The following is a 24,286-nucleotide window of genomic DNA, read 5'->3' as shown; positions in this document are numbered from 1 at the left end:
CTAACCGTTCGCGTCGGTAAATGCTGTCGGCAGCACGAGATGCGGCGCGCCATGCTCGCCGAAACTCTCCGGCGGCTGTGAAGACGGTCCCTCCGGCCTCGAGAAAAGCTCCGCTTGCGGGCAGCCGTCCGAGACTTTCTTCCAGGCCGAGTTGTTGAGAACCATGTCGCAGCGCGCCAACTGGTTGCCGTTTGGCAATTTCAGGCAGGCCAGTTCGCCGTGATGGTAGACCTTGCCGTTGGCTAGGCACTGGCAGTCAGCCAAAGCTGCAGTCAACGACGAAACGAGCATCGCGACTGAAAGCAGGCATGCGCGTGGCAACTGCATAGCCACATATTAGCACCCGCCGAAACCCGGCGCCATACGGCGAATGTCAGGCCGGCTGGAGCGCCAGTTCGGCTGCCACCGGCACATGGTCGGACGGTTTTTCCCACGCCCGCACATGCTTTTCGATCGAGGCGGAAGAGAAGCGATTGGCCGCCTCCGGCGACATCAGCAGGAAATCGATGCGGATGCCGTTGTTCTTCTGCCAGGCGCCGGCCTGATAGTCCCAGAACGTGTAGGTGTCGGGCGCGTCGGTCACGGCGCGGGTGGCCTCGGTGAAGCCGAGGTTCAGGAGCCGCCTGAAGGCCTGCCGGGTTTCGGGCTGGAACAGCGCGTCGCCAAGCCATGCCTCGGGATTGCGGGCGTCGATCGGCTCGGGAATGACATTGTAGTCGCCGCACAGAAGCAACGGCTCCTCGAGCAGCAGGCGTTCCCCCGCCCATTTCTCGAGCCGCGCCATCCACGACAGCTTGTAGGGGAATTTTTCGGTATCGACCGGATTGCCGTTGGGCAAATAGAGCGAGACGACGCGCAGCACGCCCTTGTCGGTCGAGAACACGCCTTCGATAAAGCGGGCCTGCTCGTCGCTGTCGTCGCCAGGCAGACCGCGATTGACCTCATCGAAACGCAGTTTCGAGAGGATGGCTACGCCGTTGAAGCCCTTCTGGCCATGCGTTTCGACGTGATAGCCAAGCGCCTCGATCTCGGAACGGGGAAACTGCTCGTCGACCGATTTTATTTCCTGCAGGCAGACGATGTCGGGATTGCTGTCCTTCAGCCAGACCAGCAGATTGCCGATGCGCGCCTTGATGCCGTTGATGTTCCAGGTGACGATTTTCATGACGGCTTTGCCTGCGTTTATCGGAAAAATGAAATGATAGGCGATAATCCCCTGCAAGCCATTCGAAAATGCTGCAGCCGCACAGGCTTATTGACGGAAGCTGACATATTTCAGGGAGCTTCGTTTTCCCGAAGCAGCTGTTTGACGACGAACTCCAGATGAGACGCCTCGGCGCGGGTCGTCTTGGGGTCTATCCAATCACATCCACCGTAAAAATCCCCGAGCCAGGCAGGGTACTCCCTGTCTGACGAGATGTAGAGGTGCTCGATCGGCCCCAGCATTCGGCATAGGACAAAAGGCGCGATGGGCTCCGCAAGATACTGACGCAATCGATTGACGAAGATCGCACGCAGTCGTGCATCTCCCTCGTCGGAAGCGATGTCGAATGTCGGAAATATACGTTTGACCATTGCTTGCAGACGATCCCTTGCAAGCCCAACGTCCACGGCGTTGTTAAGGTTCGAGCGCACCAGCGCCAGATACTCCTGATCTTCGGAGTACGTTTCAGATGGGCGGTGCCTGTTCGCCCATTTAACAATATCCGATTCGGAAATGGCCCGGATGGTTATCGCCAACAGGACCGTTCGGGGATCGGCGTTGCTGTCCACCAACGGCTCAGATGGAGAAACTAGTGCCGCAGCCGCAGGAAGCCACGGCGTTCGGGTTCCTGATCTGGAACGACTGACCCATCAGGTCGTCGACGAAATCGATCACCGATCCGCCCATATAGACGAGCGAGAGATCGTCGATCAGCACGGTCGCGCCGTCTCGCTCGATGGCGATGTCGTCGTCGTTCCTGGAGTCGACCAGATCGAACTTGTAGGAAAAGCCCGAGCAGCCGCCACCCTCGACCGAAACGCGCAGTGCGATCTTGCCCGGTTCACCGGCGACAATCTTCGAGATCCGCTTCGCAGCGGCCTCGGAAACGTCTACACCCTTCATGGCAGTCTTGGCATCTGCGCCCATTGGCGTCACCTTGCATTCGCGTTGTTACCATAGGTATGAAGCGCGAAGGGGCAAGTCAACCAGCGGCGGCAAGTCAAAAATGGCGAACGAGCTAGGCGACATCGGTTTCGGCTATCGGCCGCGCGCTGCCTATGCCTGCGATCCGGCGCTTTCGCGCGGTCGATTTTTCGATGAGGTCGAAAGCCCGACGCGCACGCCGTTCCAGCGCGACCGCGACCGCATCATCCATTCGACGGCATTCCGGCGTCTCAAGCACAAGACACAGGTGTTCATCGCGCATGAAGGCGATCACTACCGTACGCGGCTGACCCACACGATCGAGGTGGCGCAGATCGCTCGTGCCCTGGCCCGGGCATTGCGCTGCGACGAGGATCTGGCCGAGGCGGTGGCGCTGGTCCATGATTTCGGCCACACGCCCTTCGGCCACACCGGCGAGGACGCGCTGAACGAGAAGATGGCAGCCTGGGGCGGCTTCGACCACAACGCCCAGTCGCTGCGCGTGGTGACCCGGCTGGAAAGGCGCTACGCCGAGTTCGACGGGCTGAACCTGACCTGGGAAACGCTGGAAGGACTGGTCAAGCACAATGGGCCGCTGGTTGACGCCAAGGGCAAGGGTCTGAAAGGGGCGGTGCCACAGGCGATTCTTGACTATTCAGAGCTTCACGATCTCGAACTCGACCAGTTCGCCAGCCTGGAAGCGCAATGCGCCGCGATCGCCGACGACATCGCCTACAACACACATGATATCGACGATGGCCTGCGGGCAGGGCTGCTGACGCTCGACATGCTGGAGGAGGTGCCGCTGCCGGCCTCGATCCTGAAAGGGGTGCGCGAACGCTACCCGACGCTCGACCCCGCGCGCACCGGGCACGAACTGATGCGGCGGCAGATAACCATCATGGTCGAGGACGTGATCAAGACCGCCTCGGCGCGGCTGGCTGAGCTGAAGCCGCAAAGTGTCAAAGACGTTCATGCCGCCAAGTCAGCCATTGCTACTTTCTCTGACGAAATGGTCCCGGCGGAAAAGGAACTGAAGGCGTTTCTCTACAAGAATATCTACCGCCACAAGGACGTGATGCTGGTGCGCGAGGGCGCCGACCAGATCGTGCGCGAGCTGTTCGATGCCTATTTTGTCGATCCACGCGAGATGCCGGACGGCTGGCGCGAGGGGCTCGACCGAGCCGTGGATCGCGTAAAAGCGCGTCATGTCGCCGATTTCCTGGCCGGCATGACGGACACTTATGCGATCAAGGAACACCGCCGCCTGTTTGACCGCACGCCCGATTTGGGCTAGGCGGAACCGGTTTTCCGGCATTGAGCCGGCATAAAGTGCCGATTTTCCAGAGTAGCCATCCATGAATATCTTCGCCGATTTCAACGAGCGGATCATCAAGATCGTTGAAGCGCTTGATCTTAAAGACAAAGACGGCCAGCCGGCTGATCTTTCGCGCATTGCCGTAGAGCCGCCGCGCGATGCCACGCATGGCGATCTGGCGACCAATGCGGCGATGGTGCTGGCCAAGCCGACCGGGCAGAACCCGCGCGCGCTGGCTGAAAAGCTCGCAGAGGCTCTGCGTCAGGACAAGGACATTGCAGCTGTCGATGTCGCCGGTCCCGGCTTCGTCAATCTGCGGCTGACGGACGGCTTCTGGCAGGCGCATCTGACCAGCCTGCTGGGCGTCGGCGCCGATTATGGCCGCTCGACCGTCGGCAAGGGCATCAAGGTCAATGTAGAGTATGTTTCGGCCAACCCGACCGGCCCGATGCATGTCGGCCATTGCCGCGGCGCGGTGGTGGGCGATGCGCTTGCCAATCTGCTTGGCTTTGCCGGCTATGACGTGACCAAGGAATACTACATCAACGACGCAGGCGCGCAGATCGACGTGCTCGCGCGCTCGGCCATGCTGCGCTACCGCGAAGCGCTGGGCGACGAGGTCGGGGAAATCCCGGCCGGGCTTTATCCCGGCGATTATCTGGTGCCGGTGGGGCAGGCGCTGGCCAAGGAATTCGGCCGCGACCTGTTGCAGAAGCCTGAGGACGAGGCGCTCGCACTCATCAAGGACCGCACGATCGATGCGATGATGGTGATGATCCGCGAGGATCTGGCGCTGCTGAACGTGCACCACGAGGTGTTTTTCTCCGAGCGCACGCTGCACGCCAACAACGCTGCCGCCATACGCTCCGCCATCACCGACCTGAAGCTCAAGGGCCACGTCTACAAGGGCAAGCTGCCGCCGCCCAAGGGGCAGAAGCCTGAGGACTGGGAAGACCGCGAGCAGACCTTGTTCCGCTCCACGGACGTTGGTGACGATATCGACCGGCCGCTGGTGAAGTCGGACGGCGCGTTCACCTATTTTGCCGCCGATGTTGCCTACCTGAAGGACAAGCTGGATCGCGGCTTCAACGAGACGATCTTCATTCTCGGCGCTGACCACGGCGGCTACGTCAAGCGGCTGGAGGCGCTGGCCAAAGCCTTGTCCGGCGGCTCGCTCAAGCTGACGGCACTTCTGTGCCAGTTGGTGAAGCTCTATCGCAACGGCGAGCCGGTGCGTATGTCCAAGCGCTCGGGCGATTTCATCACCCTGCGCGAGGTGGTGGAGGAGGTCGGGCGCGACCCGATCCGTTTCATGATGCTTTATCGCAAGAGCGATGCGCCGCTCGATTTCGACTTCGCCAAGGTGACGGAGCAGTCCAAGGACAATCCGGTCTTCTACGTGCAGTATGCTTCGGCGCGCTGTCATTCGGTGTTCCGGCAGGCAAAGGAGCAATTGGGCGAGGGCGCTTTCGACCGGGCTTCGCTTGCCGAATCGGCTGCAAGGCTGACCGACGAGAGCGAGATCGGATTGATCCGGAAGCTCGCCGAATATCCCCGGCTTGTCGAATCGGCAGCACTTGCGCATGAGCCGCATAGACTGGCATTTTACTTGTATGATCTGGCTTCCAGCTTCCATGGACACTGGAACCGAGGCACGGAAAATCAGGACTTACGTTTTGTTAAGGTTAACGACCGACAATTGACGTATGCCAGACTCGGGCTGGTGCAGGCTGTCTCGGACGTTTTGACGTCCGGCCTGGCGTTGATCGGGGCCGATGCGCCCGCGGAAATGCGCTAGGTTTCACGAGAAAACCTGTCACCATTTGCCCACATTGCGCTGGTAAGGCCCAACCTTACGTGACGCCAATTGCGTCCGAATAGTGCGAGTATCGGGAAAGAGTATGGTAGACAGAACCCAGCTTAAAATCGCCGATCGGGACCAGTTGTCGAACGATGATCCGTTCGCCGAACTGACCCGGATCATGGGATTTGACCCGCGCCAACCGGTCCAGCAGGAACCGGCGGCAGCGCCTTCTTCGGTCGCAGGTGTCGAGGCGGACGATTTCGGCATCGATCTGGAAAAGGAACTGATGGGCGAGTTCGCCCAGGAAGATTCCTTGCATGATAATGTGCATGCTTTCCAGCCGGCCTATCGCACGGAAACGGCCTATCAGCCGGAAGCCCCGGCGGCCTACGAGCCCGAGGTTTTGTCCAGTGAGCTGGAGGTAGCTGAGTTCGAAGCTCTGGAGCCTCAGGCTTTGGAGGGCGAGCCTGCTTTTGCCGCTCAGCCGGAATATGCTGCTCAGCCGGAATATGAGCCGACGGTTGCTTTCGAGGCTGCGCCTCTGGAAGCTCTTGCCCCTGAGATGGGCAGCTTCGACGATGCCGTCGCCGCCGAGCTGGAAGACGAGTTGTCGCTGGATGGCGAGTGGTCTCACGCAGAAGTCGCGGTTGAAGAGGCCACGTCACCTGAATATCAGGCCGTCACGGCTGCCGAATATGAGCCGGCAGCTGATCAGCAGCCCGTGGCCGACTATGACTCTGCTGGTGAATACGAACCCGCAGCCGAATATGCTCCAGCAGCCGAATTCACTCCGGTAGAAGTTGCTGCCGAGGAGCCGGTCGCCGCTGATCCTTTCGATCAGGCGGTGGCCGCCTCTTTCGAAGACGACCAGCCGCTGCATGGCGAATGGTCGCCAGCTGATGAAGCCGGTGCTCACGTCGCCTATGAAGGCGAGGCTGAGCCAGTCTACGAAACTGCGGCGGCCTACGAAGCCGCACCGGCCTACGAAGCCGAGGCAACGAACGAATACACTCAGCCTGTGGCCGCAGCCGTGTCGGAAGAAGCTTTTGCCGATGATTTCGATGAAGCCCTGGCTGAAGTGGACATGGACTTCACCGCCGTGCCGCTGAAATCGTCCGGTCACGGTTCGATCGATCCGGAACTGGATAAGGAACTCGAGATCGCCCTGCAGCCGGAAGAACCGGTTTCCGCCGTGGATGAGAGCGGGCCGAGCCTTGAGGACGAGCTGAATGCGCTTCTGGGCAATGTGCCTGCGCATCACGCCGAAGAGGCTCCGGTCGTGGAGGCCGTTGCCGAAGAGCCGGCCTACGCTATCGCCGACGAGCAGGTTTATGCCGTTGCAGACGAGCCGGCCTATGTTGCCGCGCAAGGCACGGACGAAGAGATCGAACTGGAACTCGCAGACGAGGACATGCTTGCCGAGGCGCCTTCCGCCAAGGCTGCACAGCCGGTCGTTTCCACGCCTTACTCGCTCAGCAATTACCGTACCGGCCAGCCGGCCTATGCGGCTCCCGCTGATGAAGCCGGCTATGAGGCCGAGCCTGTCGCAGAGGTTGAGGCGGATATCGATCTCGAATTCGACGATGAAGCCTTCGACGCTGCATTCGCCAATTCGATTGAAGATGTCGACCTCGCTCTGGATGACCTCGCTTTGGATGAGGATCAGCATGCACCGCTCGAGGAGCCGGCAGTCGTGGCTTCCAGCCAGGCTAACGATCCTTACGCCGATCTGGCTGCCTTGACGGCTCAGTTCACGCCGACAGGACCTGTAAGCTCCTGGAACAGGCATGAGCCTGAACCGCAGCCGGTTGTCGCGCACTATGACGAAGCGGCCGACGAGGACTTCGCAGCACCCGCCGCCAGCTATAACGACGTCCCGGACATCGAAACGATCGATGTGCCGGAGCAGGCGGTTGCGCTCGCGGAAGACCTCGATATTCCGGAACTGGCTTTCGAAGAAGACGTTCCGGCAGCACCCGCTTACGACGACATCGACGCGGAGTTCGCAAGCCTTCTCAACGACATGAACTCGCCGGAACCAGCGCCTGCCGCACAGCCGCAGCAGGCTGCCGGCGATGCCGACGACTTCGCCGCCGATTTCGAGCGTGAGTTCCAGATCGACGAGGGTGCGCTGACGCAGGGGCATCCGTATCAGACTGCAGCCGTTGCCGGTGCCGCCGTAGCCGGCGCGCTTGGCGCAACTGCCGCTCATACGGCCTATGCGCCTGCCGTCAGCCAGCCAGCCTTCGACACGGGCGCTCTTTCCGGCTCGCAGGGACGGGGGCAGTATCAGCAGCCCAATCTCGATGATTTCGATTACGACCCGGACGCTGATGAAGAGATGACGGCAGCCGCTTATGGCGCGGCTGGTGAGAGAGAGCGTCCGCAGCGGCGCGGCATGCTCATCGCTGCCGTTGTCGGCGGAATCGCGGTTATCGGCGCGATCGGCGCCTATGCGCTCTCGGGCGGCAATGTCGGGTCCGGCGCGCCGGCGCTCGTCAAGGCCGATGACGGCCCGATAAAGATCCGGCCGGAAAATCCGGGCGGCACCGTTGTCCCCAATCAGGACAACAAGGTCTACGACACCGTTTCGCGCACGCCTTCCAGCGCCACGCCGACGCAGGAAAAGCTGGTGACGACGGCTGAAGAGCCGATGGACATGGCTGCCCAGGATCCGGAACCGGCGCTGGACGAGACGGACATGGCATCCGAGACCGACGGCGACGCCGCCGCTCCGATGGCCAAGTCCGAGGATCGCATCCAGCAGATCATGCAGGAAAACGGCGGCGACCAGAACCCCGAAGTGGCCGCAGTCACGCCCCGCAAGGTGCGTACGATGGTCGTGAAGTCGGATGGCACACTGGTTCCCCGTGAGGACCCGGCTGCTCCGGCGATCGACCCGGCAACGACGGCGTCGGAGAGCGTCACCGATCCGGTCGGCGCAACCACCACGGCATCGGTGCCCGACGCCAAGCCTGCCGCATCGCTGAACGCCAATGAGCCTGTCCCGGCAGAAGCCAATGCTGCTCCGAAGGCAGCAGCCAAGCCGCAGAACTCGACCACGCCGAAATCGGTGGCGATCGCGCCGACGCGTCCTTCCGATCAGCCGGTCGATGTCGTGGGTGAAGTGAAGGCCGATCAGGTTGCAGCCCTTGCTCCGGCAAGCGCTGCTGCGGCTGGTGCATGGTCCATGCAGATCGCTTCGCAGCCAAGCCAAGCGGCCGCCCAGTCGTCCTATCAGGACCTGCAGCGCCGCTACGGCAGCGTGCTCAACGGCCACCAGGCAAATATCGTCAAGGCAGAGATTGCCGGCAAGGGTACGTTCTGGCGTGTTCGCGTGCCTGCACCGAGCCGCAACGAAGCGATCTCGCTTTGCGAAAGCTACAAGGCTGCCGGCGGCAACTGCTTCGTCTCGAAATAGGCAACTGGCAACATTCGAAGATAATGAAACCGGCGCGACATGTTCGCGCCGGTTTTGCTTTGCGGCAGGCCCGATAGCGATTTCGAATGGATTCCCTCGAAGCCCATGTTGCTCTAATCTGGGGGCCATGACCGAATCAAAATCCATGATCCTCGGCTGTGCCGGGAAAACGCTCACTCCTGACGAAATTCGCTTTTACGGCGATGAACGCCCTTGGGGCTTTATCCTTTTTGCCCGCAACATCGGCGAGCCGGAACAGATCCGCGATCTGGTCGCCTCGATGCGCGACAGCATCGGCCGCCCGGAAGCGCCGATTTTCATCGACCAGGAGGGCGGCCGCGTCCAGCGTCTTCGCCCGCCGATCGCGCCGAATTATCCGGCAGGTGCGGCCCTTGGCGCACTCTACAGGAGCGATCGCGAGGCGGGGCTGCGTGCCGCTTGGCTTCTGGCGCGGCTGCACGCCTTCGATCTCCTGCGTCTCGGCATAACGGCGGACTGCCTGCCGGTGCTTGATGTGCCGATCGAGGGTGCAAGCGATGTCATCGGCACACGCGCCTATGGCAAGGAGCCGCAAAGCGTGACGGCGCTGGGCAAGGCTGCGGCCGAGGGGCTGCTTTCCGGTGGCGTTCTGCCGGTGATGAAGCACATTCCGGGTCACGGACGGGCGTTCTCGGATACGCATTTCGAACTGCCGACGGTCGATACGCCGATCGAGGAATTGCGGGCCCATGATTTCGCCCCGTTCAAGGCGCTAAGTCATCTGCCGATCGCAATGACCGCGCATGTTGTATATTCTGCGATCGATCCGGCGGCACCAGCGACCACTTCCGAGAAGGTGATCCGGGAGATCGTGCGCGGTGAGATCGGTTTTGACGGCCTGCTGGTCAGTGACGATACGTCGATGAAGGCACTTTCTGGGGATTTCCCGTCCAAAGCCGCTTCGATCCTTGCGGCTGGATGCGATCTGGTCCTTCACTGCAACGGGGTGATGGAAGAAATGACAGGCATAGCTTCACGCACCACGGCGCTCGAAGGAAAGTCGCTGGAACGCGCCGATCGTGCGCTAAGCTATATTCGTGAGCGCGACGCAGCCGACGAGGCGCAGATACGGGCCGAGTTTGCGAACTATTTCGAAGCGGTGGCATAGCCGCCGCGGAGTTTAAGGAGAGAAGGCACCGAATTGGCGGAGACATTGGAGAGCCGGGCCGGGAAGGCCACACCGATGGACCGTCTCTGGGCGGAAAACGACGATTCACGCGGCGTCAGCGAACCGACGATGCAGGTCGACGTTGCCGGCTTCGAAGGCCCGCTTGATCTCCTTTTGCATCTGGCTCGCAACCAGAAGGTCGATCTCTCCCGCATCTCGATCCTGGCGCTGGCTGAGCAATATCTGAAATTCATCGACAGCGCCCGCGCAATCCGGCTGGAACTCGCCGCCGACTATCTCGTCATGGCGGCTTGGCTCGCTTTCCTGAAATCCAAGCTGCTCATTCCCAAGCAGCCGGGCGATGAAGGCGAGAGCGGCGAGGAACTTGCCGCTGTCCTGCAATTTCGCCTCAAGCGCCTTGAAGCGATGCGGGATGCTGCTTCGCGGCTCGTCAATCGCAACCGGCTTGGCCGTGACGTTTTCGCGCGCGGCATGCCGGAAATGGTCATCATCGACAAGAAGAACGAATATTCCGCCTCGCTCTACGATCTTTTGACCGCCTATGCCATTCAGCGGCAACGGCAGGCGATCACCAATGTGCGGATCGCCAAGCGCGGTGTCTGGTCGCTCAAGGAAGCGCGCGATATCCTCACCCGCCTGGTTGGCTCGTTCAAGGACTGGACGGCGCTCGATCAGTTCCTGCTCGCATACATGACCACTCCTGAGGAGCGGGCGACGGCAATCGCCAGCTCTTTTGCCGCCACACTGGAACTGGTGCGCGAGGGCCATATAGAGATGCGGCAGCAGGATGCCTTCGCGCCGCTCTATCTGCGCAGCCGTGCGCCGGCTGAAAAAGCAATCGAAGGTGCGCCATGAGTGACAGCGCAAATGCCACGGTGATCCCGTTCACGGTCGATGAAGAGGCCGAAGCCGAACGCAATCCGGCGGAGCGCCTGATTCTGGCGGAGGCTGCGCGCATGGCCGAGGCCATCGTCTTTGCCAGCACTGAGCCGGTGACTGAAAAGCAGCTTGCATCGCGCCTGCCTGAAGGTGTCGATGTTCGTGCCGCCATGGCTGAACTGCAGAAAATCTACGCGCGACGTGGCGTGAACCTCGTTCGCGTCGGTGACGGCTGGGCTTTCCGGACCGCCGGCGACCTCGCCTTCCTGATGAACCGCGACGCCATACAGCAGAAGAAGCTGTCACGCGCCGCCCTCGAGGTGCTGGCCATCATTGCCTACCATCAGCCGGTAACGCGGGCTGAGATCGAGGACATTCGCGGCGTTGAAACGTCGAAAGGCACGCTCGACACGCTGATGGAAACCGAATGGGTGCGGATGCGCGGCCGCCGCCGTACGCCCGGCCGTCCGGTGACTTACGGCACGACCGAAAAATTCCTCGACCATTTCGCGCTTGAGGAAATCCGCGATCTGCCGGGCATGGAAGAATTGAAGGGGGCAGGGCTGTTGTCGGCCCGCATGCCGTCGAATTTCTCTGTTCCGCTCCCGCCGTCCGATCTTGATCTGCTGACCGAGGACGAAGATCCGCTGACCGATATCGACCTTGAAGAGCTCGGGCTGTTGACACCTCGCGTCACAGATGATTGACCGGGGCCGGGTGGTTCAAGGGTAGTGGATTAAGTGAAGAATGGGGAAGCGCAGACCGCAAGCCGGGTGACCGCTGGTGTCACTTTTGCCGCGCGCCTTGCTTTCGAAAACATCTGCCATTCATTCGGGCCTGAAGCCGAGACGCTGCGCGATGTTTCGCTCGCCGCCGAGCCGGGCGAAGTTCTGTGCCTGCTCGGGCCGTCCGGCTCGGGCAAGACGACGCTGCTTCGCATTGCGGCCGGCATCGAAAGCCAGTCGACCGGGCGCGTCCTGCTCAACGACCGCGAGATCGCGGGGCCATCGGTCTTCCTGCCGCCGGAAAAACGCTCGATCGGCCTCGTTTTCCAGGATTTCGCGCTGTTTCCGCATCTGACCATCCTCGACAATGTTCGCTTCGGCCTGACCGCGCTTTCGGGCGAGGAGGCAAGGCGCGAGGCGCTGATCGCACTCTCTCGCGTCGGGCTGGAGCATTACGCAGGTTCCTATCCGCATGTGCTCTCCGGTGGCGAACAGCAGCGTGTGGCGCTGGCGCGCGCTTTGGCGCCGCGGCCCGCGGTGCTTTTGATGGACGAGCCGTTTTCCGGGCTCGATTCGCGCCTCAAGGACAATGTGCGCGCCGAGACGCTGGCGATCCTGCGCGAAAGCCGCGCGACCGCCATCGTGGTCACGCATGACGCTGAGGAAGCGATGCGCATGGCCGACCGGATTGCGCTTCTGAGGGATGGCCGCCTCGTCCAATCCGGCCGCGCCGAGGAGCTTTATCTCAGCCCTGCGAATCTGTTTGCAGCCGGGTTTTTTTCCGAGCTGAACGTCTTCGATGGCCGGGTTGCGAATGGTGTGGTGGATACGCCGGTCGGCAAGATCCCGTCGCCGGATATCGCGGACGGCGCAAAGGCGACGGTGGCGGTGCGGCTGACAGGCTTCGAAGTCAGCGAAACGGAGGGCGAAATCGAGGCAAGAATCCTGTCGCGCCGGTTCCTCGGCGTGGTAGAATTGCTGGAATTCGCCGTTTCAGGTGCCGAAAAGCCGGTGCGCGCCCGCATACGCTGCGGCGCTTTGTCTGCCAAAGCACGTGACATCTGGCTTTCCTTGCGAAAGTCTGACGTACTTCTGTTTGAAACGCAGCGCGAAAGCGCATAGATCAATCTCAGGAAATCGTTCGAGAGAGAGTTACAATGGGTTCCTTTTCGATATGGCACTGGCTCATCGTGCTGGTAGTGGTTCTGCTGCTGTTCGGCCGCGGCAAGATCCCGGAACTGATGGGCGACATGGCCAAGGGCATCAAGAGCTTCAAGAAGGGCATGTCTGACGAGGACGCTGACGAAAGCGTCAAGACCGTCGATGGCAGGACCGTGGAGCATCGCTCCGACGAGACCATCCAGGCAGCCAAGGAAAAGGCCAGCAAGAGCTGAACCGTTTCCCAGCTAGTCAGGTTGGATAGTCATGTTTGATATCGGCTGGACCGAAATGCTGGTGATCGCGGTCGTCATGATCGTGGTCGTCGGGCCGAAGGATTTGCCGCGCATGCTGCGCACCTTCGGCAAAACGACGGCGAAACTGCGCACCATGGCGGGCGATTTCCAAAAGCAGTTCAACGAGGCTTTGAAAGAAGCCGAGCTCGACGACGTCAAGAAGTCCGTCGATGAGTTGCGCAGCCTGAACCCGGCTGCCGAGATCAAGAAGCAGCTCAATCCGTTCGAGAAGGCGGCATCAGATGTGCGCGCCGGTCTCGATGCGGCCATGAAGCCGACGCCCTCCACGGCGGCGGAACCTGCTTCCGATGCGGTGCACGCGGCCGAGCCGTTGAAGAACGGCGCGACCACCATGCCCGGCGTTGCCGGTCCTGAAGCGATGCCAACTGCTGCGCCGGTATTTCCGGCGACAGCGCAGGAGCCCGCGCCTGTCGCCAAGCCTGCCAAATCGACGCCTGCCTCCAAGCCTGTAAAGGCGGCGAGCGCCGCCAAGCCGGCCAAGGCTTCCGTGGCGCCGAAAGCGGCTGTGAAAGCACCGGCGGCGGCCAAGCCTACAGCCATTGCTGCCGCGCCAAAAGCCACAAGCAAGGCTGCCGCTGAAAAGCCGACGGCCAAACCAGCCGCAGCCAAGCCCGCCAAGGCGACGGCCAAAAGCCCGGCCAAGCCGGCTGCAACCAAGAAGAAATAAGCGGGAACTGCCAAGTGAGTGAACCGGAAGACGAAATCGAAAAGTCATCGGCGCCGTTGATCGAACATCTGATCGAACTGCGCACGCGCCTTATCTGGGCGATCGGTGGGTTTTTCGTAGCCTTCCTCGGCTGTTTCTTCTTCGCCAAGCAGTTGTTCAACCTGCTGGTCATCCCGTTCAAATGGGCGACCGCATGGGCCGGCCTCGACCCCCACAAGGTCGAGCTGATCTATACGGCACCACAGGAATTCTTCTTCACGCAGATCAAGCTTGCAATGTTCGGCGGCCTCGTCATCGCCTTTCCGCTGATTGCCTCGCAGATCTACAAATTCGTCGCTCCCGGCCTCTACAAGAATGAACGTGGCGCGTTTTTGCCATTCCTGATCGCGTCGCCCGTCCTGTTCCTGATGGGCGCATCGCTGGTTTATTTCTTCTTCACCCCGATGGTGATGTGGTTCTTCCTGGCCATGCAGCAGGCAGGCACGGACGACCATGTGCAGATTTCGCTGCTGCCGAAGGTTTCTGAATATCTCAGCCTTATCATGACGCTGATCTTTTCGTTCGGCCTGGTGTTTCAGCTTCCGGTGGTCACGACGCTCATGGTGCGGGTCGGGCTGTTGTCGTCGCAGGCGCTTGTCGATAAGCGCAAATGGGCGATCGTGCTGGCCTTCATCGTTGCGGCAGTGCTGACCCCGCCTGATCCGGTCAGCCAGATCGGTCTTGCCCTTCCCACCATCCTTCTTTACGAGATTTCAATCTGGACCGCCCGGATGATCGAACGGAATCGCGAACAGGAACGCGTGGCGCGCGAGAAAAAGGAAGCCGCAGAAGCGGTAGCCGAAAAAGCGCCATTGAGTGGGACTGGAGACGGGACCGCCGCAAGCTGACAGCCTTTCGATTCGCCGTCGCGGTCGCCTCTAGAACTCATACTGCGACCGGACTTCTGACATGCTTGACATCAAATGGATTCGCGAGAACCCGAAAGCCCTCGTTGACGCCCTGGTGAAGCGTTCATGGTCCTCGGACGAGGCGCAGGCGACCGTCGATGATCTGCTGTTGAAGGACGAGCAGCGCCGCGCCCATCTCGGCGAGCTTCAGGTCAGGCAGGAGCGCCGCAACGCCGCCTCGAAGGAAATCGGCAACGCCATGCGTGGTGGCGATTCGGTGCTTGCCGAACAGCTCAAGCTCGAAGTCGCCGACATCAAGAGCTTCATCCAGAATGGCGAGGCGCGCGAGCGCGAACTCGACAAGGCACTGGAAGATGCACTTGCCGTCATTCCCAACGTGCCGTTTGATGACGTTCCAGTCGGCGCTGACGAAAATGACAATGTCGAAGTCCGCAAGGTAGGCGCGATCAAGCCCCGCCCGAACTGGGTGAAGGAGCATTTCGAGATCGGCGAAGCGCTCGGCCTGATGGATTTCGAGCGCGCCGCAAAGCTTTCAGGCAGCCGCTTTACGGTGCTGAAGGGCAAGCTTGCGCGGCTCGAGCGCGCGATCGGCCAGTTCATGCTCGACCTCCACACGACCGAGCATGGCTACCAGGAAGTGATCCCGCCGCTGCTGGTTCGCGATGAGGTGCTGTTCGGCACCAATCAGCTGCCGAAGTTCGAAGAGGATCTGTTCTTCGTGCCTCACGGCGACGGACGGCTAGGCCTCATCCCCACCGCCGAAGTCCCGTTGACCAATCTCGTCCGCGAGGAAATCCTCGCCCAGGAAAAACTGCCGCTGCGCATGACGGCGCTGACGCCTTGCTTCCGCTCGGAAGCCGGCTCTGCCGGTCGCGACACACGCGGCATGCTGCGGCAGCATCAGTTCTACAAGGTCGAGCTGGTTTCGATCACCGATGCGGACAGCTCGATTGCCGAGCATGAGCGCATGACGCAATGCGCCGAGGAGGTGCTGAAGCGCCTCGAACTGCCTTTCCGCACGGTCACTCTGTGCACCGGCGACATGGGCTTCGGCGCGCGCAAGACCTATGACATCGAGGTGTGGCTGCCGGGCCAGAACGCCTATCGCGAAATCTCGTCCTGCTCGGTCTGCGGCGATTTCCAGGCACGGCGCATGGACGCCCGCTACCGCGTCAAGGACGAGAAGTCGACGCGCTTCGTCCACACGCTCAACGGTTCGGGCACGGCTGTCGGCCGCGCCCTGATCGCGGTGCTTGAAAATTACCAGAACGAGGATGGCAGCGTAACCATTCCTGAAGTTCTGCGTCCTTACATGGGCGGCGCAGCCAAGATCGAGGCGAACTGACCTTATGCGCATTCTCCTGACCAATGATGATGGCATCCACGCCGAAGGTCTGGCCTGCCTCGAGCGCATAGCGCGCACGCTGTCCGACGATGTCTGGGTGGTCGCGCCGGAAACCGACCAGTCGGGCTTTGCCCACTCGCTGTCGATCTCCGAGCCGCTTCGCCTGCGCCAGATCAGTGACAAGCATTTCGCCGTGCGCGGCACGCCGACCGACTGCGTCATCATGGGCGTGCGCAAGATCATGCCGGAAGCGCCGGACCTCATCCTGTCCGGCGTCAATTCTGGTGCGAACCTTGCCGACGACGTGACCTATTCGGGAACCGTTGCCGGCGCGATGGAAGGCACGCTGCTCGGCATTCGCTCGATCGCGCTCAGCCAGGCCTATAATGTGCAGGACGGCGCGCGGCTGGTGCCGTGGGAAACGGTCGAGGCGCTGGCGCCGGCGCTGCTGCAACGGCTGCTCAAGATCGACCTGCCTGCCGGCATCTTCCTGAACGTGAATTTCCCCAACTGCCCGCCCGAGGAAGTCGAGGCAACCCGCGTCACCACCCAGGGCAAGCTGGTTCACAGCCTGTGGATTGACGAGCGCGCCGACGGCCGCGGCTTTCCCTATTTCTGGCTGCGCTTCGGCCGCGAACCGCCCGAATTGAAGGAAGGCACCGACGTTCATGCCGTGCGCAGCAAGTTCGTTTCGGTGACGCCGCTGAAGCTCGACCTTACCGCGCATGAAATCCGCGACCAGTTGACGAAGGCGCTTGCATGAACTCCATCGGCGACCGCGAAGGCTTTGCAGCATTTCTCCTGAGGTTGCGCGGACGCGGCATCGTTCCCAAGGACATGATCACCGCCTTCGAGGCGACGCCGCGCCACGCCTTCATTTCCGCGCAGTGGCACAGCATCGCCTGGTCGGAGCGGACGCTGCCGATCGAATGCGGCGAGACGATCGAGGGCGCCGACCTGCAGGCCGCGGTCATCGCAGCCCTTGCCATCGAGCCCGGCAGCCGCGTTCTCGAGATCGGCACCGGCTCCGGCTACACCGCGGCCGTCATGTCGCGGCTTGCCGCGCGCGTGGTGACGGTCGATCGCTTCAAGACGCTGATCGAACAGGCGCGTCAGCGTTTCGAAGCGCTCGGCATAACCAATGCGTTCGTGCGTCAGGCCGACGGCTCGAACGGGCTGGCGGGTGAGGGGCCGTTCGATCGCATCGTCGTCTGGGCCTCGTTCGACGGCCTGCCGCGCACCTTCGTCGATCAACTGTCCAGCGGCGGCATCATGATCGCCCCGATCGGCCCGGACGAAGGCGAGCAGGTCATGGCCAAGCTGACCAAACTCGGCAGCCGCTTCGAGCGTGAGGATATCGGCGTCGTGCGTCTTCAGCCGATCGCACGCAGCGTTGCTGCCGTGATCTGAGTCGTGGCTCTCACATTCGCGTATTTCTTACTATCTTCTTCAGCCTCTTAACCGACCAGTAACATTAACGCGCTTTAATCATACCAGTTGGGTATCGAGTATACGCGGGTTATTGCGATGCGAATCAGTATTTTAGCCAAGAACGAACGCGCTCTGGCGCGCAGTGCGGCCATATTCCTGGTCGCGAGCATGGCGGCGGGTTGCAGCGCCCAGGTCTCGCGATTCGGTGGCGGTGGTGTCGACGACATCTTTACTGCCTCGACGCCAAATCAGCGCCAGATCATGGGGCAGCAGAACCAGCCTTATCCGGGCGATGCCCAGATGGCGGCAGCGCCAGTTGCTCCCGCCCAGACAGAATCGGTCAGCCGCAGCGCGCTGACCCCGGTTTCCTCGCAGCCATTGCCTCCGCCGCCGGTCACACAGGCCGCGATGAACACGCCGCGTGCTTCCAATCCTGCGCCGGCTCTGGCCCCGGTCGCTGCCGCAAGGTCGCTCGACCAGACCGTGACGGGAACCGTGTCGCAGGCCAAGCCGGCTGTCATGGCAAGCGCGGAGGAAGAAGTCGCTGGCTGGTCGCGTGCCGGTGGCACGCAGATCACCGCCAAGGAAGGCGAGACCGTCTACAATCTCTCGCGCCGCTTCGGCGTGCCGGCCAATGTGCTGATGAAGGTCAATGGCATACCCGAGCATGGCGGGTTGCAGGTCGGCCAGAAGGTCGTCATCCCGACCTACGTTTATTCCAGCAAGGCGCCGGTTTCAGCACCCGACAGCAATCCGAACGTTGCCGACGCCAGGTCTTCGACAGGCACCAAGTATGATGTTCCGGCCCATAAGGTGCCGGTACCGACGGGTGCGCCTGCGGGCAATCTCGGCGTGCTGCCGCAGACACCGAAGCTGAAGGAAGGTGAAAATACGCCGCAGCCGACTGCCACGGCAGCCAACGACGCCAAGGCATCGACCGCGCCCGGAACCTACAAGGTTCAGGAAGGCGACACGCTGAGCAAGATCGCCCGCAAGACAGGCGTGAGCTCGGCCGCTTTGAAGTCGGCTAACGGTCTTCAGGACGGCACCATCCGCATCGGCCAGACGCTTCAGATTCCGGCTGCAGGTGCTGCCACCGTGGCTGCCGCGGCACCCGCACCGAAGGCCGCCGATCCGGTCGTTACCGGCGCGACCGTGCCCTCGAAGCCATCTGCCGCAGCCGCTCCGACGGTCGTAGCCTACACGCCGCCGAAGAAGGAAAAGCTCATCGAGCAGGTCGAGCAGGATGACTCGGCCGCGCCGGATGCCACGGGCATCGGCCGCATGCGCTGGCCGGTTCGTGGCCGCGTCATCACCGCTTTCGGCAAGGGCGGCGGCAAGTCCAATGATGGCATCGACATCCAGGTGCCGGAAGGCACGCCGGTCAAGGCAGCCGAGAACGGCGTTGTCATCTATGCCGGCGACGGGCTCAAGGAATTCGGCAACACCGTTCTGGTGCGGCACGAAAACGGTCTGGTCACCGTCTACGGTCACGCCAGCGAACTGAAGGTCTCGCGCGGCGAAAAGGTCAAGCGCGGCCAGGAACTCGCGCTCTCGGGCATGAGCGGCAGCACGGACTCGCCAAGGCTGCATTTCGAGGTACGCAAGAATTCGTCTCCGGTCGATCCGTCGACCTTCCTCGAATAGACACGACTGGCTGCATTCGGCCCACCATCTGCACCCGCCCCAAAAGGGGCGGGTTTTTGCATTTGGAAATGACTATAAGCGTATGAAGACGCTCAGTCTTTCAGCGGCTGGCCAAGCCGGCCTGCGAGATCCTGAATGAACTGCCACGCCACGCGACCCGAGCGGCTTCCGCGCGTGGTCGCCCATTCCAGCGCGTCGGCACGCAAGAGATCCGGCTCGATCTTGAGGCCGTGGTAGCGGACATAGCCGTCGACCATCTCAAGATAGTCGTCCTGCGAGCATTTGTGGAAGCCGAGCCAGAGGCCGAAGCGATCCGACAGCGAAACCTTCTCCTCGACAGCCTCGGACGGGTTGATCGCCGTCGAGCGCTCATTGTCGATCATGTCGCGCGGCAGGAGATGTCGGCGATTGGAGGTCGCGTAGAAGATCACATTGGCCGGGCGGCCTTCGACGCCGCCCTCGAGTGCGGCCTTCAGCGATTTGTACGACGTGTCGTCATGGTCGAAGGAGAGATCGTCGCAAAACAGGATGAAGCGGAAGGGAGCAGCCTTCAGGATCGTCATCAGCTTCGGCAGCGTGTCGATATCCTCGCGGTGGATTTCGATCAGCTTGAGCGGCGCTTCGTTCTTGCGCGAAGCGTTGATCGAGGCATGCACCGATTTGACCAGCGACGATTTGCCCATGCCACGCGCGCCCCAGAGCAGCACGTTGTTGGCCGGCAGGCCGGCAGCAAACCGTTCGGTGTTGTCGACCAGGATATCGCGAACGTGGTCGACGCCCCGGATGAGGCCGATGTCGATGCGATTGACGCGATGCACCGGCTCGAGAAACCCGGGATCGGCCGCCCATACGAAACAGTTGGCGTCATTGATATCCGTCTGCGGCACCGCGCGGGGGGCCAGTTTGTTGACGGCGTCGATGAGAAGATCGAGTTTCTGGGTGAGCGTTTCGATGGTATTTTCTGTCATTTCGCATTCCGCATTCGTGGCAAACAACGTCGCGAACGCTCTAACACGCTCAAACAGGCCGGGAAAGCGGCTGCCGAAGGCGCTTACGCGGTTGCAAAGGTGGCTTTAGCGACTATATTCCCGCCAACTTTCACGAAGGGCTGGGGTAGTGGGCCCTCCCATAATTTTCAGGAGTTTTTTATGCCAGGTACAGGCGCAAGCCCCGATATGTTGATCAGCGTTCTGCCGTTCGTCCTGATCTTCGTGATCATGTATTTCCTGATCATCCGTCCGCAGCGCACGCAGCTCAAGAAGCGCGGCGAGATGCTGGCTGCCGTTCGTCGTGGCGATACGGTCGTCACCGGTGGCGGCTTCATCGGCAAGGTGACCAAGGTCATCGACGACAACGAACTGGAAATCGATCTTGGCGGCATGAAAGTGACCGCGTTGCGTTCGACAATCGCCGATGTGCGCGTGAAGGGTGAGCCTGTCGCCAATCAGAACGCCAAGAAGTAGTCTCTGACAGAGACTCGGCGTACAGAGTCGTCTGAACTGACGAGGCAAAATGCTCTATTTCTCGCGCTGGAAGACGATTTCCATCTGGGCCATTGTGATCTTGGGGCTGCTTTTTGCGGCCCCAAATCTGTTTTCGAAGGCAACGCTCGATGCGTTGCCGGACTGGCTGCCAAAGCGCGCCATGACGCTGGGCCTCGACCTTCAGGGCGGCTCGCACATTCTCCTGGCGCTTGACCGCAAGGACCTTGTCAACGAGCGCCTTGCGGTAACCCGCGACGACATTCGCACAAAATTGCGCGAAGCCAAGATCGGCTACACCGGCCTGACCGGGGCCGACAGGAGCGTGCAGGTCAGCATTCGCGAGGCAAATGAGGTCGACAAGGCCAAGGCAGCGCTCGATTCGCTGCTGCAGCCGGTGTCCTCCGGCATGTTCGGAACGGGTTCGACGCAGGAATTGACCCAGGACGAACCCCAGCCCGGCGTGTTGCGCTATACGCTGACTGATGACGGTATCGATTACCGCGCGGAAGCCGCGTTGGCTCAGTCGGTCGATGTGGCTACCCGCCGCGTCAATGAACTGGGCACCAACGCGCCGATCGTCGAGCAGCAGGGTGCGAACCGTGTGCTCGTTCAGGTTCCCGGCCTTCAGGACCCGCAGCGCCTGAAGGAAATTCTCGGGCAGACCGCCAAGCTGACTTTCCAGATGGTCGACCAGACCATGCCGGTTCAGGATGCGATTTCGGGGCAGCCGCCGGCCAATTCGACGGTCATGTACTCGCCCGATGATCCGCCCGCCGCCTATCTGATCGAAGACCGCGTCATCGTGTCGGGCGAAAGCCTGATCGACGCACAGGCTATCAGCCGCTCGGACGGCGAGTCCGTGGTTTCCTTCCAATTGAATCCTGAGGGAACCGCCCGCTTTGGCGAAGCGACCCAGCAGAATGTGGGACGACTGTTTGCCGTCGTTCTCGACAATCAGGTTATTTCCGCCCCGCAGATCAGGGAGCCCATTCTCGGCGGTGTCGGCCAGATCGCCGGAAATTTCAACGCCGAGAGCGCGGCCGATCTGGCAGCATTGCTCCGCGCCGGCGCATTTCCGGCTCCGTTGACGATCGTCGAGGAGCGAACGGTCGCCCCCAACCTCGGCACGGATTCCATCAAGGCCGGTGCAACTGCCGCCCTGATCGGCGGCCTGCTCGTTCTGGTTTTCATGATCGTTGCCTATGGCGGGCTGGGCGTCATCGCCAATCTGGCTCTCATTGCCAACGTCGTGCTGATAATCGCCATACTTTCGCTGTTCGGCCTGGCGCTGACCATTCCCGGCATTGCCGGCATCATTCTCACCATGGGCATGGCGGTCGATTCCAACGTTCTCATCTATGAGCGCGTCAAGGACGAGCGGCGGCAGGGGAAATCGCTCGTGCAGTCGCTCGATGCCGGCTTCTCGCGAGCCATGGCCACCGTCGTCGACGCCAACGTCACCACGCTCATTGCAGCAGCAATCCTCTTTTACCTCGGCTCGGGCGCCGTGCGCGGCTTCGCCATCACCCTGGCCGTCGGTATCATCACCACCGTATTCACCGCATTCACCTTCACGCGCTGGATGATTTCGTTCTGGCTGCGTCGGACGCGGCCGACCGAAATCCCGCGCGGTATCGTCAAACTCGTGCCGGACGACACCAGAATTCCATTCATGAAGATGCGCAAATACGCGTTCGCTCTTTCGGCTATCCTGTCGATTGGCACCGCCGTGCTGTTCGTGACCAGGGATTTGAACTACGGCGTGGATTTCCTCGGCGGGTCGGTCATCGAAATGCGGGCCAAAACCGGCCCGGCCGATGCGACCGATGTGCGGGCGCGGCTGGATGAAGTCAATCTCGGCGAGGTGCAGGTGCAGGGCTTCGGATCGCCGCGCGATCTCCTCGTCAAGATCGCGGCGCAAGGCGGCGGCGATAATGCCGAACAATCCGCGGTCGAAAAGGCGCGGCTTGCCGTGGGCGACGATTACGACTTCCGCCGGGTCGAGGTTGTCGGCCCGAACGTCTCGAACGAACTGGCGAAGGCCGGCGCGCTGGCTGTTCTCGCTGCGCTTGCGGCGATGCTCATCTATATCTGGATACGGTTCAAATGGCAGTTCGGCCTTGGCGCGGTCATATCGACCCTTCACGACGTCATCGCCATGATCGGCCTCTATGTCATCACCGGCATCGATTTCAACCTCGCCAGCATCGCCGCGATCCTCACGATCATCGGTTATTCGATCAACGATACCGTCGTGGTCTATGACCGCGTTCGCGAAAACCTGGCAAAGTTCAGGACGATGCCGATCAGGGATGTCGTGGACCTGTCGCTGAATCAGACCTTGTCGCGCACGATCCTGACGGGTGCGACGACGCTGCTGGCGCTGATTGCGCTTTATCTTTTCGGTGGCGAGATCGTCAGCTCCTTCGCGCGGGCATTGATTTTCGGCGTTGTGTTCGGCACCTACTCGTCGATCTTTGTCGCCGGCCCGCTGTTGATCCTGTTCAAGCCGCGTCCGGACACGTTCGACAACGACACCAATGTCGTGCGGACGGCCCAGCCGTCGAATTCATAGCGGGCAACAATGTCGGGCATTTTCATCAAAGAAGCGCATTTTCCCGGCCGAGCGCCGATCGAAGCCTATGGCAATGGCGGTTTTCGCTTTGCCGACATGTCGCATCGCGGGTCAATTCTTTGCCTTCCGTCCGGCATTTACGGCTGGGAGCCTGCTGACCCGAATAAGCTGACTGCAGAGGATTTTGCGCGGCTCCTTTCCGAGTCGAAAGATGTCGAAATCCTGCTGGTCGGAACAGGCAAGGATTTGCGGCCTCTGCCCGCCGCACTCAAGGCGGCGTTGAAAGATGCGCGCATCTCGTCCGATCCTATGTCCACGGGTGCTGCCGTGCGAACCTACAATGTGCTGCTCGCGGAAGACCGCGCGGTCGCAGCAGCTTTGATAGCCGTCGATTGACATGACCGATCACGCCCAGATCGTGATGGAGGCGGTGCGCGCCGCCGATCGGGATCGTTATCTCTCGGCGCTTTATGCGCCGGAAGACAAGCGCACCGGCCTTTTCGCGCTCTATGCTTTCAATGCGGAGATTGCCGGCGTTCGCGACCGTATCCGCGAGGCGCTGCCCGGCGAGGTGCGTCTGCAATGGTGGCGTGACGTGATCGCGGCAGGCACTGTCGAAGCAGCATCAGGTCATCCCGTCGCCGAAGCGTTGGTCGATACGATCGCGACTTACGGTCTCCCGCAAAATGCCTTCCAGAACTATCTCGATGCGCGGATTTTCGATCTCTACGACGATCCGATGCCGTCTAGAAACGACCTCGAAGGCTATTGCGGCGAGACGGCCGCTGCACTTATCCAGCTTGCGTCGATGATCCTCGATCCGCAAACCGCGCCGAAATTCGCCGAACTCGCAGGCCATGCCGGTTGCGCGCAGGCTATCACCGGCCTTCTGCGCCTGATGCCGATTCATCGCGCGCGCGGGCAGTGCTTCGTGCCGAAAGACATCCTCGCCGCTGCGGGTTCTTCGCCTGAGGAGTTTGTCTCCAGCGATGGCGGGGCAGGGGCTTCCCGCGTGGTTGAGGCGATGATTGCGCTTGCCCAAGACCATCTCGGTACCTTCGAGCGTGGCGCGCGCGAGCTTCCTGACGCGCTGCGACCGGCCTTCCTGCCCGTTGCATTGACCGGCGCCTATTTGAAAAAGCTCGGAAATGCGCCCGCGAAAGCGCTGACCTCGGTGTCGGAGATTTCGGCCTGGCGCCGGCAATGGGTCCTCTTTCGCCACGCCACCCGCGGCTGGCGCTGAATCGCCTTTGACGTAAACGTCAATTATGATATTCCTCTCGCGAAGCCGTTGCGGACAGCCGGACGCTT

General features: G+C 61.5%; 23 protein-coding genes. 18 read left to right on the top strand and 5 right to left on the bottom strand.

The window, feature by feature from the left end; all coding sequences use genetic code 11:
* From G6N74_RS25530 to erpA, 4 genes are all read right to left on the bottom strand, one after another.
* The gene (locus G6N74_RS25530; RefSeq protein ID WP_165120823.1) at nt 1-333 is read right to left on the bottom strand and encodes a hypothetical protein; all 333 of its coding nucleotides are present in this window, start codon (nt 331-333) and stop codon (nt 1-3) included.
* 40 nt (nt 334-373) lie between these two features.
* Nucleotides 374-1,165 (bottom strand): exodeoxyribonuclease III, encoded by a 792-nt coding sequence (gene xth, locus G6N74_RS25525; RefSeq protein ID WP_165120822.1) that lies wholly within the window; start codon nt 1,163-1,165, stop codon nt 374-376.
* Between the two features lie 110 nt (nt 1,166-1,275).
* Nucleotides 1,276-1,773 (bottom strand): hypothetical protein, encoded by a 498-nt coding sequence (locus tag G6N74_RS25520; protein WP_165120821.1) that lies wholly within the window; start codon nt 1,771-1,773, stop codon nt 1,276-1,278.
* 7 nt (nt 1,774-1,780) lie between these two features.
* The gene (erpA, locus tag G6N74_RS25515) at nt 1,781-2,131 is read right to left on the bottom strand and encodes an iron-sulfur cluster insertion protein ErpA (RefSeq protein ID WP_165120820.1); all 351 of its coding nucleotides are present in this window, start codon (nt 2,129-2,131) and stop codon (nt 1,781-1,783) included.
* 79 nt (nt 2,132-2,210) lie between these two features.
* Here erpA and G6N74_RS25510 point away from each other — a divergent pair, with 79 nt between their 5' ends.
* The 14 genes from G6N74_RS25510 to G6N74_RS25445 all read left to right on the top strand — a co-directional run bounded on the left by G6N74_RS25510 (nt 2,211) and on the right by G6N74_RS25445 (nt 18,916).
* On the top strand, nt 2,211-3,425 hold the full coding sequence (locus G6N74_RS25510) for a deoxyguanosinetriphosphate triphosphohydrolase (protein WP_165120819.1): 1,215 nt from the start codon (nt 2,211-2,213) through the stop codon (nt 3,423-3,425).
* A gap of 61 nt (nt 3,426-3,486) precedes the next feature.
* Nucleotides 3,487-5,244, top strand: coding sequence for an arginine--tRNA ligase (gene argS / locus G6N74_RS25505; protein ID WP_165120818.1), 1,758 nt, complete (start codon nt 3,487-3,489; stop codon nt 5,242-5,244).
* Nucleotides 5,245-5,347: 103 nt separating this feature from the next.
* Nucleotides 5,348-8,671: an SPOR domain-containing protein gene (locus tag G6N74_RS25500; protein ID WP_165120817.1), complete on the top strand. Its 3,324-nt coding sequence runs from the start codon at nt 5,348-5,350 to the stop codon at nt 8,669-8,671.
* A gap of 127 nt (nt 8,672-8,798) precedes the next feature.
* Entirely contained in the window at nt 8,799-9,818 is a 1,020-nt protein-coding gene (gene nagZ / locus G6N74_RS25495) for a beta-N-acetylhexosaminidase (RefSeq protein ID WP_165120816.1), read from the top strand.
* 75 nt (nt 9,819-9,893) lie between these two features.
* On the top strand, nt 9,894-10,694 hold the full coding sequence (locus G6N74_RS25490) for a segregation and condensation protein A (protein ID WP_165120815.1): 801 nt from the start codon (nt 9,894-9,896) through the stop codon (nt 10,692-10,694).
* Entirely contained in the window at nt 10,691-11,425 is a 735-nt protein-coding gene (gene scpB, locus G6N74_RS25485; RefSeq protein WP_165120814.1) for an SMC-Scp complex subunit ScpB, read from the top strand. The genes G6N74_RS25490 and scpB overlap by 4 nt, the downstream gene beginning before the upstream one ends.
* Nucleotides 11,426-11,458: 33 nt before the next feature.
* Entirely contained in the window at nt 11,459-12,565 is a 1,107-nt protein-coding gene (locus tag G6N74_RS25480; RefSeq protein ID WP_165120813.1) for an ABC transporter ATP-binding protein, read from the top strand.
* Nucleotides 12,566-12,600: 35 nt separating this feature from the next.
* A complete protein-coding gene (locus tag G6N74_RS25475; protein ID WP_165120812.1) occupies nt 12,601-12,837 on the top strand; it encodes a twin-arginine translocase TatA/TatE family subunit in 237 nt (78 codons plus the stop codon).
* Nucleotides 12,838-12,868: 31 nt separating this feature from the next.
* Nucleotides 12,869-13,585 (top strand): Sec-independent protein translocase protein TatB, encoded by a 717-nt coding sequence (gene tatB / locus G6N74_RS25470; protein WP_165120811.1) that lies wholly within the window; start codon nt 12,869-12,871, stop codon nt 13,583-13,585.
* A gap of 14 nt (nt 13,586-13,599) precedes the next feature.
* Nucleotides 13,600-14,472, top strand: coding sequence for a twin-arginine translocase subunit TatC (gene tatC, locus G6N74_RS25465; protein WP_165120810.1), 873 nt, complete (start codon nt 13,600-13,602; stop codon nt 14,470-14,472).
* A 61-nt stretch (nt 14,473-14,533) separates the two neighbouring features.
* Nucleotides 14,534-15,838: a serine--tRNA ligase gene (gene serS / locus G6N74_RS25460; protein WP_165120809.1), complete on the top strand. Its 1,305-nt coding sequence runs from the start codon at nt 14,534-14,536 to the stop codon at nt 15,836-15,838.
* A 4-nt stretch (nt 15,839-15,842) separates the two neighbouring features.
* Nucleotides 15,843-16,601 (top strand): 5'/3'-nucleotidase SurE, encoded by a 759-nt coding sequence (gene surE, locus G6N74_RS25455; protein ID WP_165120808.1) that lies wholly within the window; start codon nt 15,843-15,845, stop codon nt 16,599-16,601.
* Nucleotides 16,598-17,248: a protein-L-isoaspartate(D-aspartate) O-methyltransferase gene (locus G6N74_RS25450; RefSeq protein ID WP_165120807.1), complete on the top strand. Its 651-nt coding sequence runs from the start codon at nt 16,598-16,600 to the stop codon at nt 17,246-17,248. Before surE ends, G6N74_RS25450 begins: the two co-directional genes overlap by 4 nt.
* Nucleotides 17,249-17,365: 117 nt before the next feature.
* Nucleotides 17,366-18,916: a peptidoglycan DD-metalloendopeptidase family protein gene (locus tag G6N74_RS25445; RefSeq protein ID WP_165120806.1), complete on the top strand. Its 1,551-nt coding sequence runs from the start codon at nt 17,366-17,368 to the stop codon at nt 18,914-18,916.
* A gap of 92 nt (nt 18,917-19,008) precedes the next feature.
* Here the strand turns inward: G6N74_RS25445 and G6N74_RS25440 are convergent, their stop codons facing one another.
* On the bottom strand, nt 19,009-19,884 hold the full coding sequence (locus tag G6N74_RS25440; protein ID WP_165120805.1) for an ATP-binding protein: 876 nt from the start codon (nt 19,882-19,884) through the stop codon (nt 19,009-19,011).
* A gap of 180 nt (nt 19,885-20,064) precedes the next feature.
* Here G6N74_RS25440 and yajC point away from each other — a divergent pair, with 180 nt between their 5' ends.
* The 4 genes from yajC to G6N74_RS25420 are packed head-to-tail and all read left to right on the top strand — an operon-like array spanning nt 20,065 to nt 24,218.
* Nucleotides 20,065-20,379: a preprotein translocase subunit YajC gene (gene yajC, locus G6N74_RS25435; protein ID WP_165120804.1), complete on the top strand. Its 315-nt coding sequence runs from the start codon at nt 20,065-20,067 to the stop codon at nt 20,377-20,379.
* 49 nt (nt 20,380-20,428) lie between these two features.
* On the top strand, nt 20,429-22,975 hold the full coding sequence (gene secDF, locus G6N74_RS25430; protein ID WP_165120803.1) for a protein translocase subunit SecDF: 2,547 nt from the start codon (nt 20,429-20,431) through the stop codon (nt 22,973-22,975).
* Nucleotides 22,976-22,984: 9 nt separating this feature from the next.
* Nucleotides 22,985-23,371, top strand: coding sequence for an Mth938-like domain-containing protein (locus G6N74_RS25425; RefSeq protein ID WP_165120802.1), 387 nt, complete (start codon nt 22,985-22,987; stop codon nt 23,369-23,371).
* 1 nt (nt 23,372) lies between these two features.
* Nucleotides 23,373-24,218, top strand: coding sequence for a phytoene/squalene synthase family protein (locus G6N74_RS25420; protein WP_165120801.1), 846 nt, complete (start codon nt 23,373-23,375; stop codon nt 24,216-24,218).
* Nucleotides 24,219-24,286 lie beyond the last annotated feature (68 nt).

The sequence above is a fragment of the Mesorhizobium zhangyense genome, from assembly GCF_011045115.1.
Classification (GTDB): domain Bacteria; phylum Pseudomonadota; class Alphaproteobacteria; order Rhizobiales; family Rhizobiaceae; genus Mesorhizobium_M; species Mesorhizobium_M zhangyense.
Note: the sequence above shows the minus strand (reverse complement) of the source record. Positions and strands in the feature narration are given on the sequence as shown.

Coding starts and splice junctions, on each gene's coding strand:
- xth (WP_165120822.1), bottom strand. CDS start 1,165: ATGAAAATCGTCACCTGGAACATCAACGGCATCAAGGCGCGCATCGGC.
- erpA (WP_165120820.1), bottom strand. CDS start 2,131: ATGGGCGCAGATGCCAAGACTGCCATGAAGGGTGTAGACGTTTCCGAG.
- G6N74_RS25510 (WP_165120819.1), top strand. CDS start 2,211: ATGGCGAACGAGCTAGGCGACATCGGTTTCGGCTATCGGCCGCGCGCT.
- argS (WP_165120818.1), top strand. CDS start 3,487: ATGAATATCTTCGCCGATTTCAACGAGCGGATCATCAAGATCGTTGAA.
- G6N74_RS25500 (WP_165120817.1), top strand. CDS start 5,348: ATGGTAGACAGAACCCAGCTTAAAATCGCCGATCGGGACCAGTTGTCG.
- nagZ (WP_165120816.1), top strand. CDS start 8,799: ATGACCGAATCAAAATCCATGATCCTCGGCTGTGCCGGGAAAACGCTC.
- G6N74_RS25490 (WP_165120815.1), top strand. CDS start 9,894: ATGGACCGTCTCTGGGCGGAAAACGACGATTCACGCGGCGTCAGCGAA.
- scpB (WP_165120814.1), top strand. CDS start 10,691: ATGAGTGACAGCGCAAATGCCACGGTGATCCCGTTCACGGTCGATGAA.
- G6N74_RS25475 (WP_165120812.1), top strand. CDS start 12,601: ATGGGTTCCTTTTCGATATGGCACTGGCTCATCGTGCTGGTAGTGGTT.
- tatB (WP_165120811.1), top strand. CDS start 12,869: ATGTTTGATATCGGCTGGACCGAAATGCTGGTGATCGCGGTCGTCATG.
- serS (WP_165120809.1), top strand. CDS start 14,534: ATGCTTGACATCAAATGGATTCGCGAGAACCCGAAAGCCCTCGTTGAC.
- surE (WP_165120808.1), top strand. CDS start 15,843: ATGCGCATTCTCCTGACCAATGATGATGGCATCCACGCCGAAGGTCTG.
- G6N74_RS25450 (WP_165120807.1), top strand. CDS start 16,598: ATGAACTCCATCGGCGACCGCGAAGGCTTTGCAGCATTTCTCCTGAGG.
- G6N74_RS25445 (WP_165120806.1), top strand. CDS start 17,366: ATGCGAATCAGTATTTTAGCCAAGAACGAACGCGCTCTGGCGCGCAGT.
- G6N74_RS25440 (WP_165120805.1), bottom strand. CDS start 19,884: ATGACAGAAAATACCATCGAAACGCTCACCCAGAAACTCGATCTTCTC.
- yajC (WP_165120804.1), top strand. CDS start 20,065: ATGCCAGGTACAGGCGCAAGCCCCGATATGTTGATCAGCGTTCTGCCG.
- secDF (WP_165120803.1), top strand. CDS start 20,429: ATGCTCTATTTCTCGCGCTGGAAGACGATTTCCATCTGGGCCATTGTG.
- G6N74_RS25425 (WP_165120802.1), top strand. CDS start 22,985: ATGTCGGGCATTTTCATCAAAGAAGCGCATTTTCCCGGCCGAGCGCCG.
- G6N74_RS25420 (WP_165120801.1), top strand. CDS start 23,373: ATGACCGATCACGCCCAGATCGTGATGGAGGCGGTGCGCGCCGCCGAT.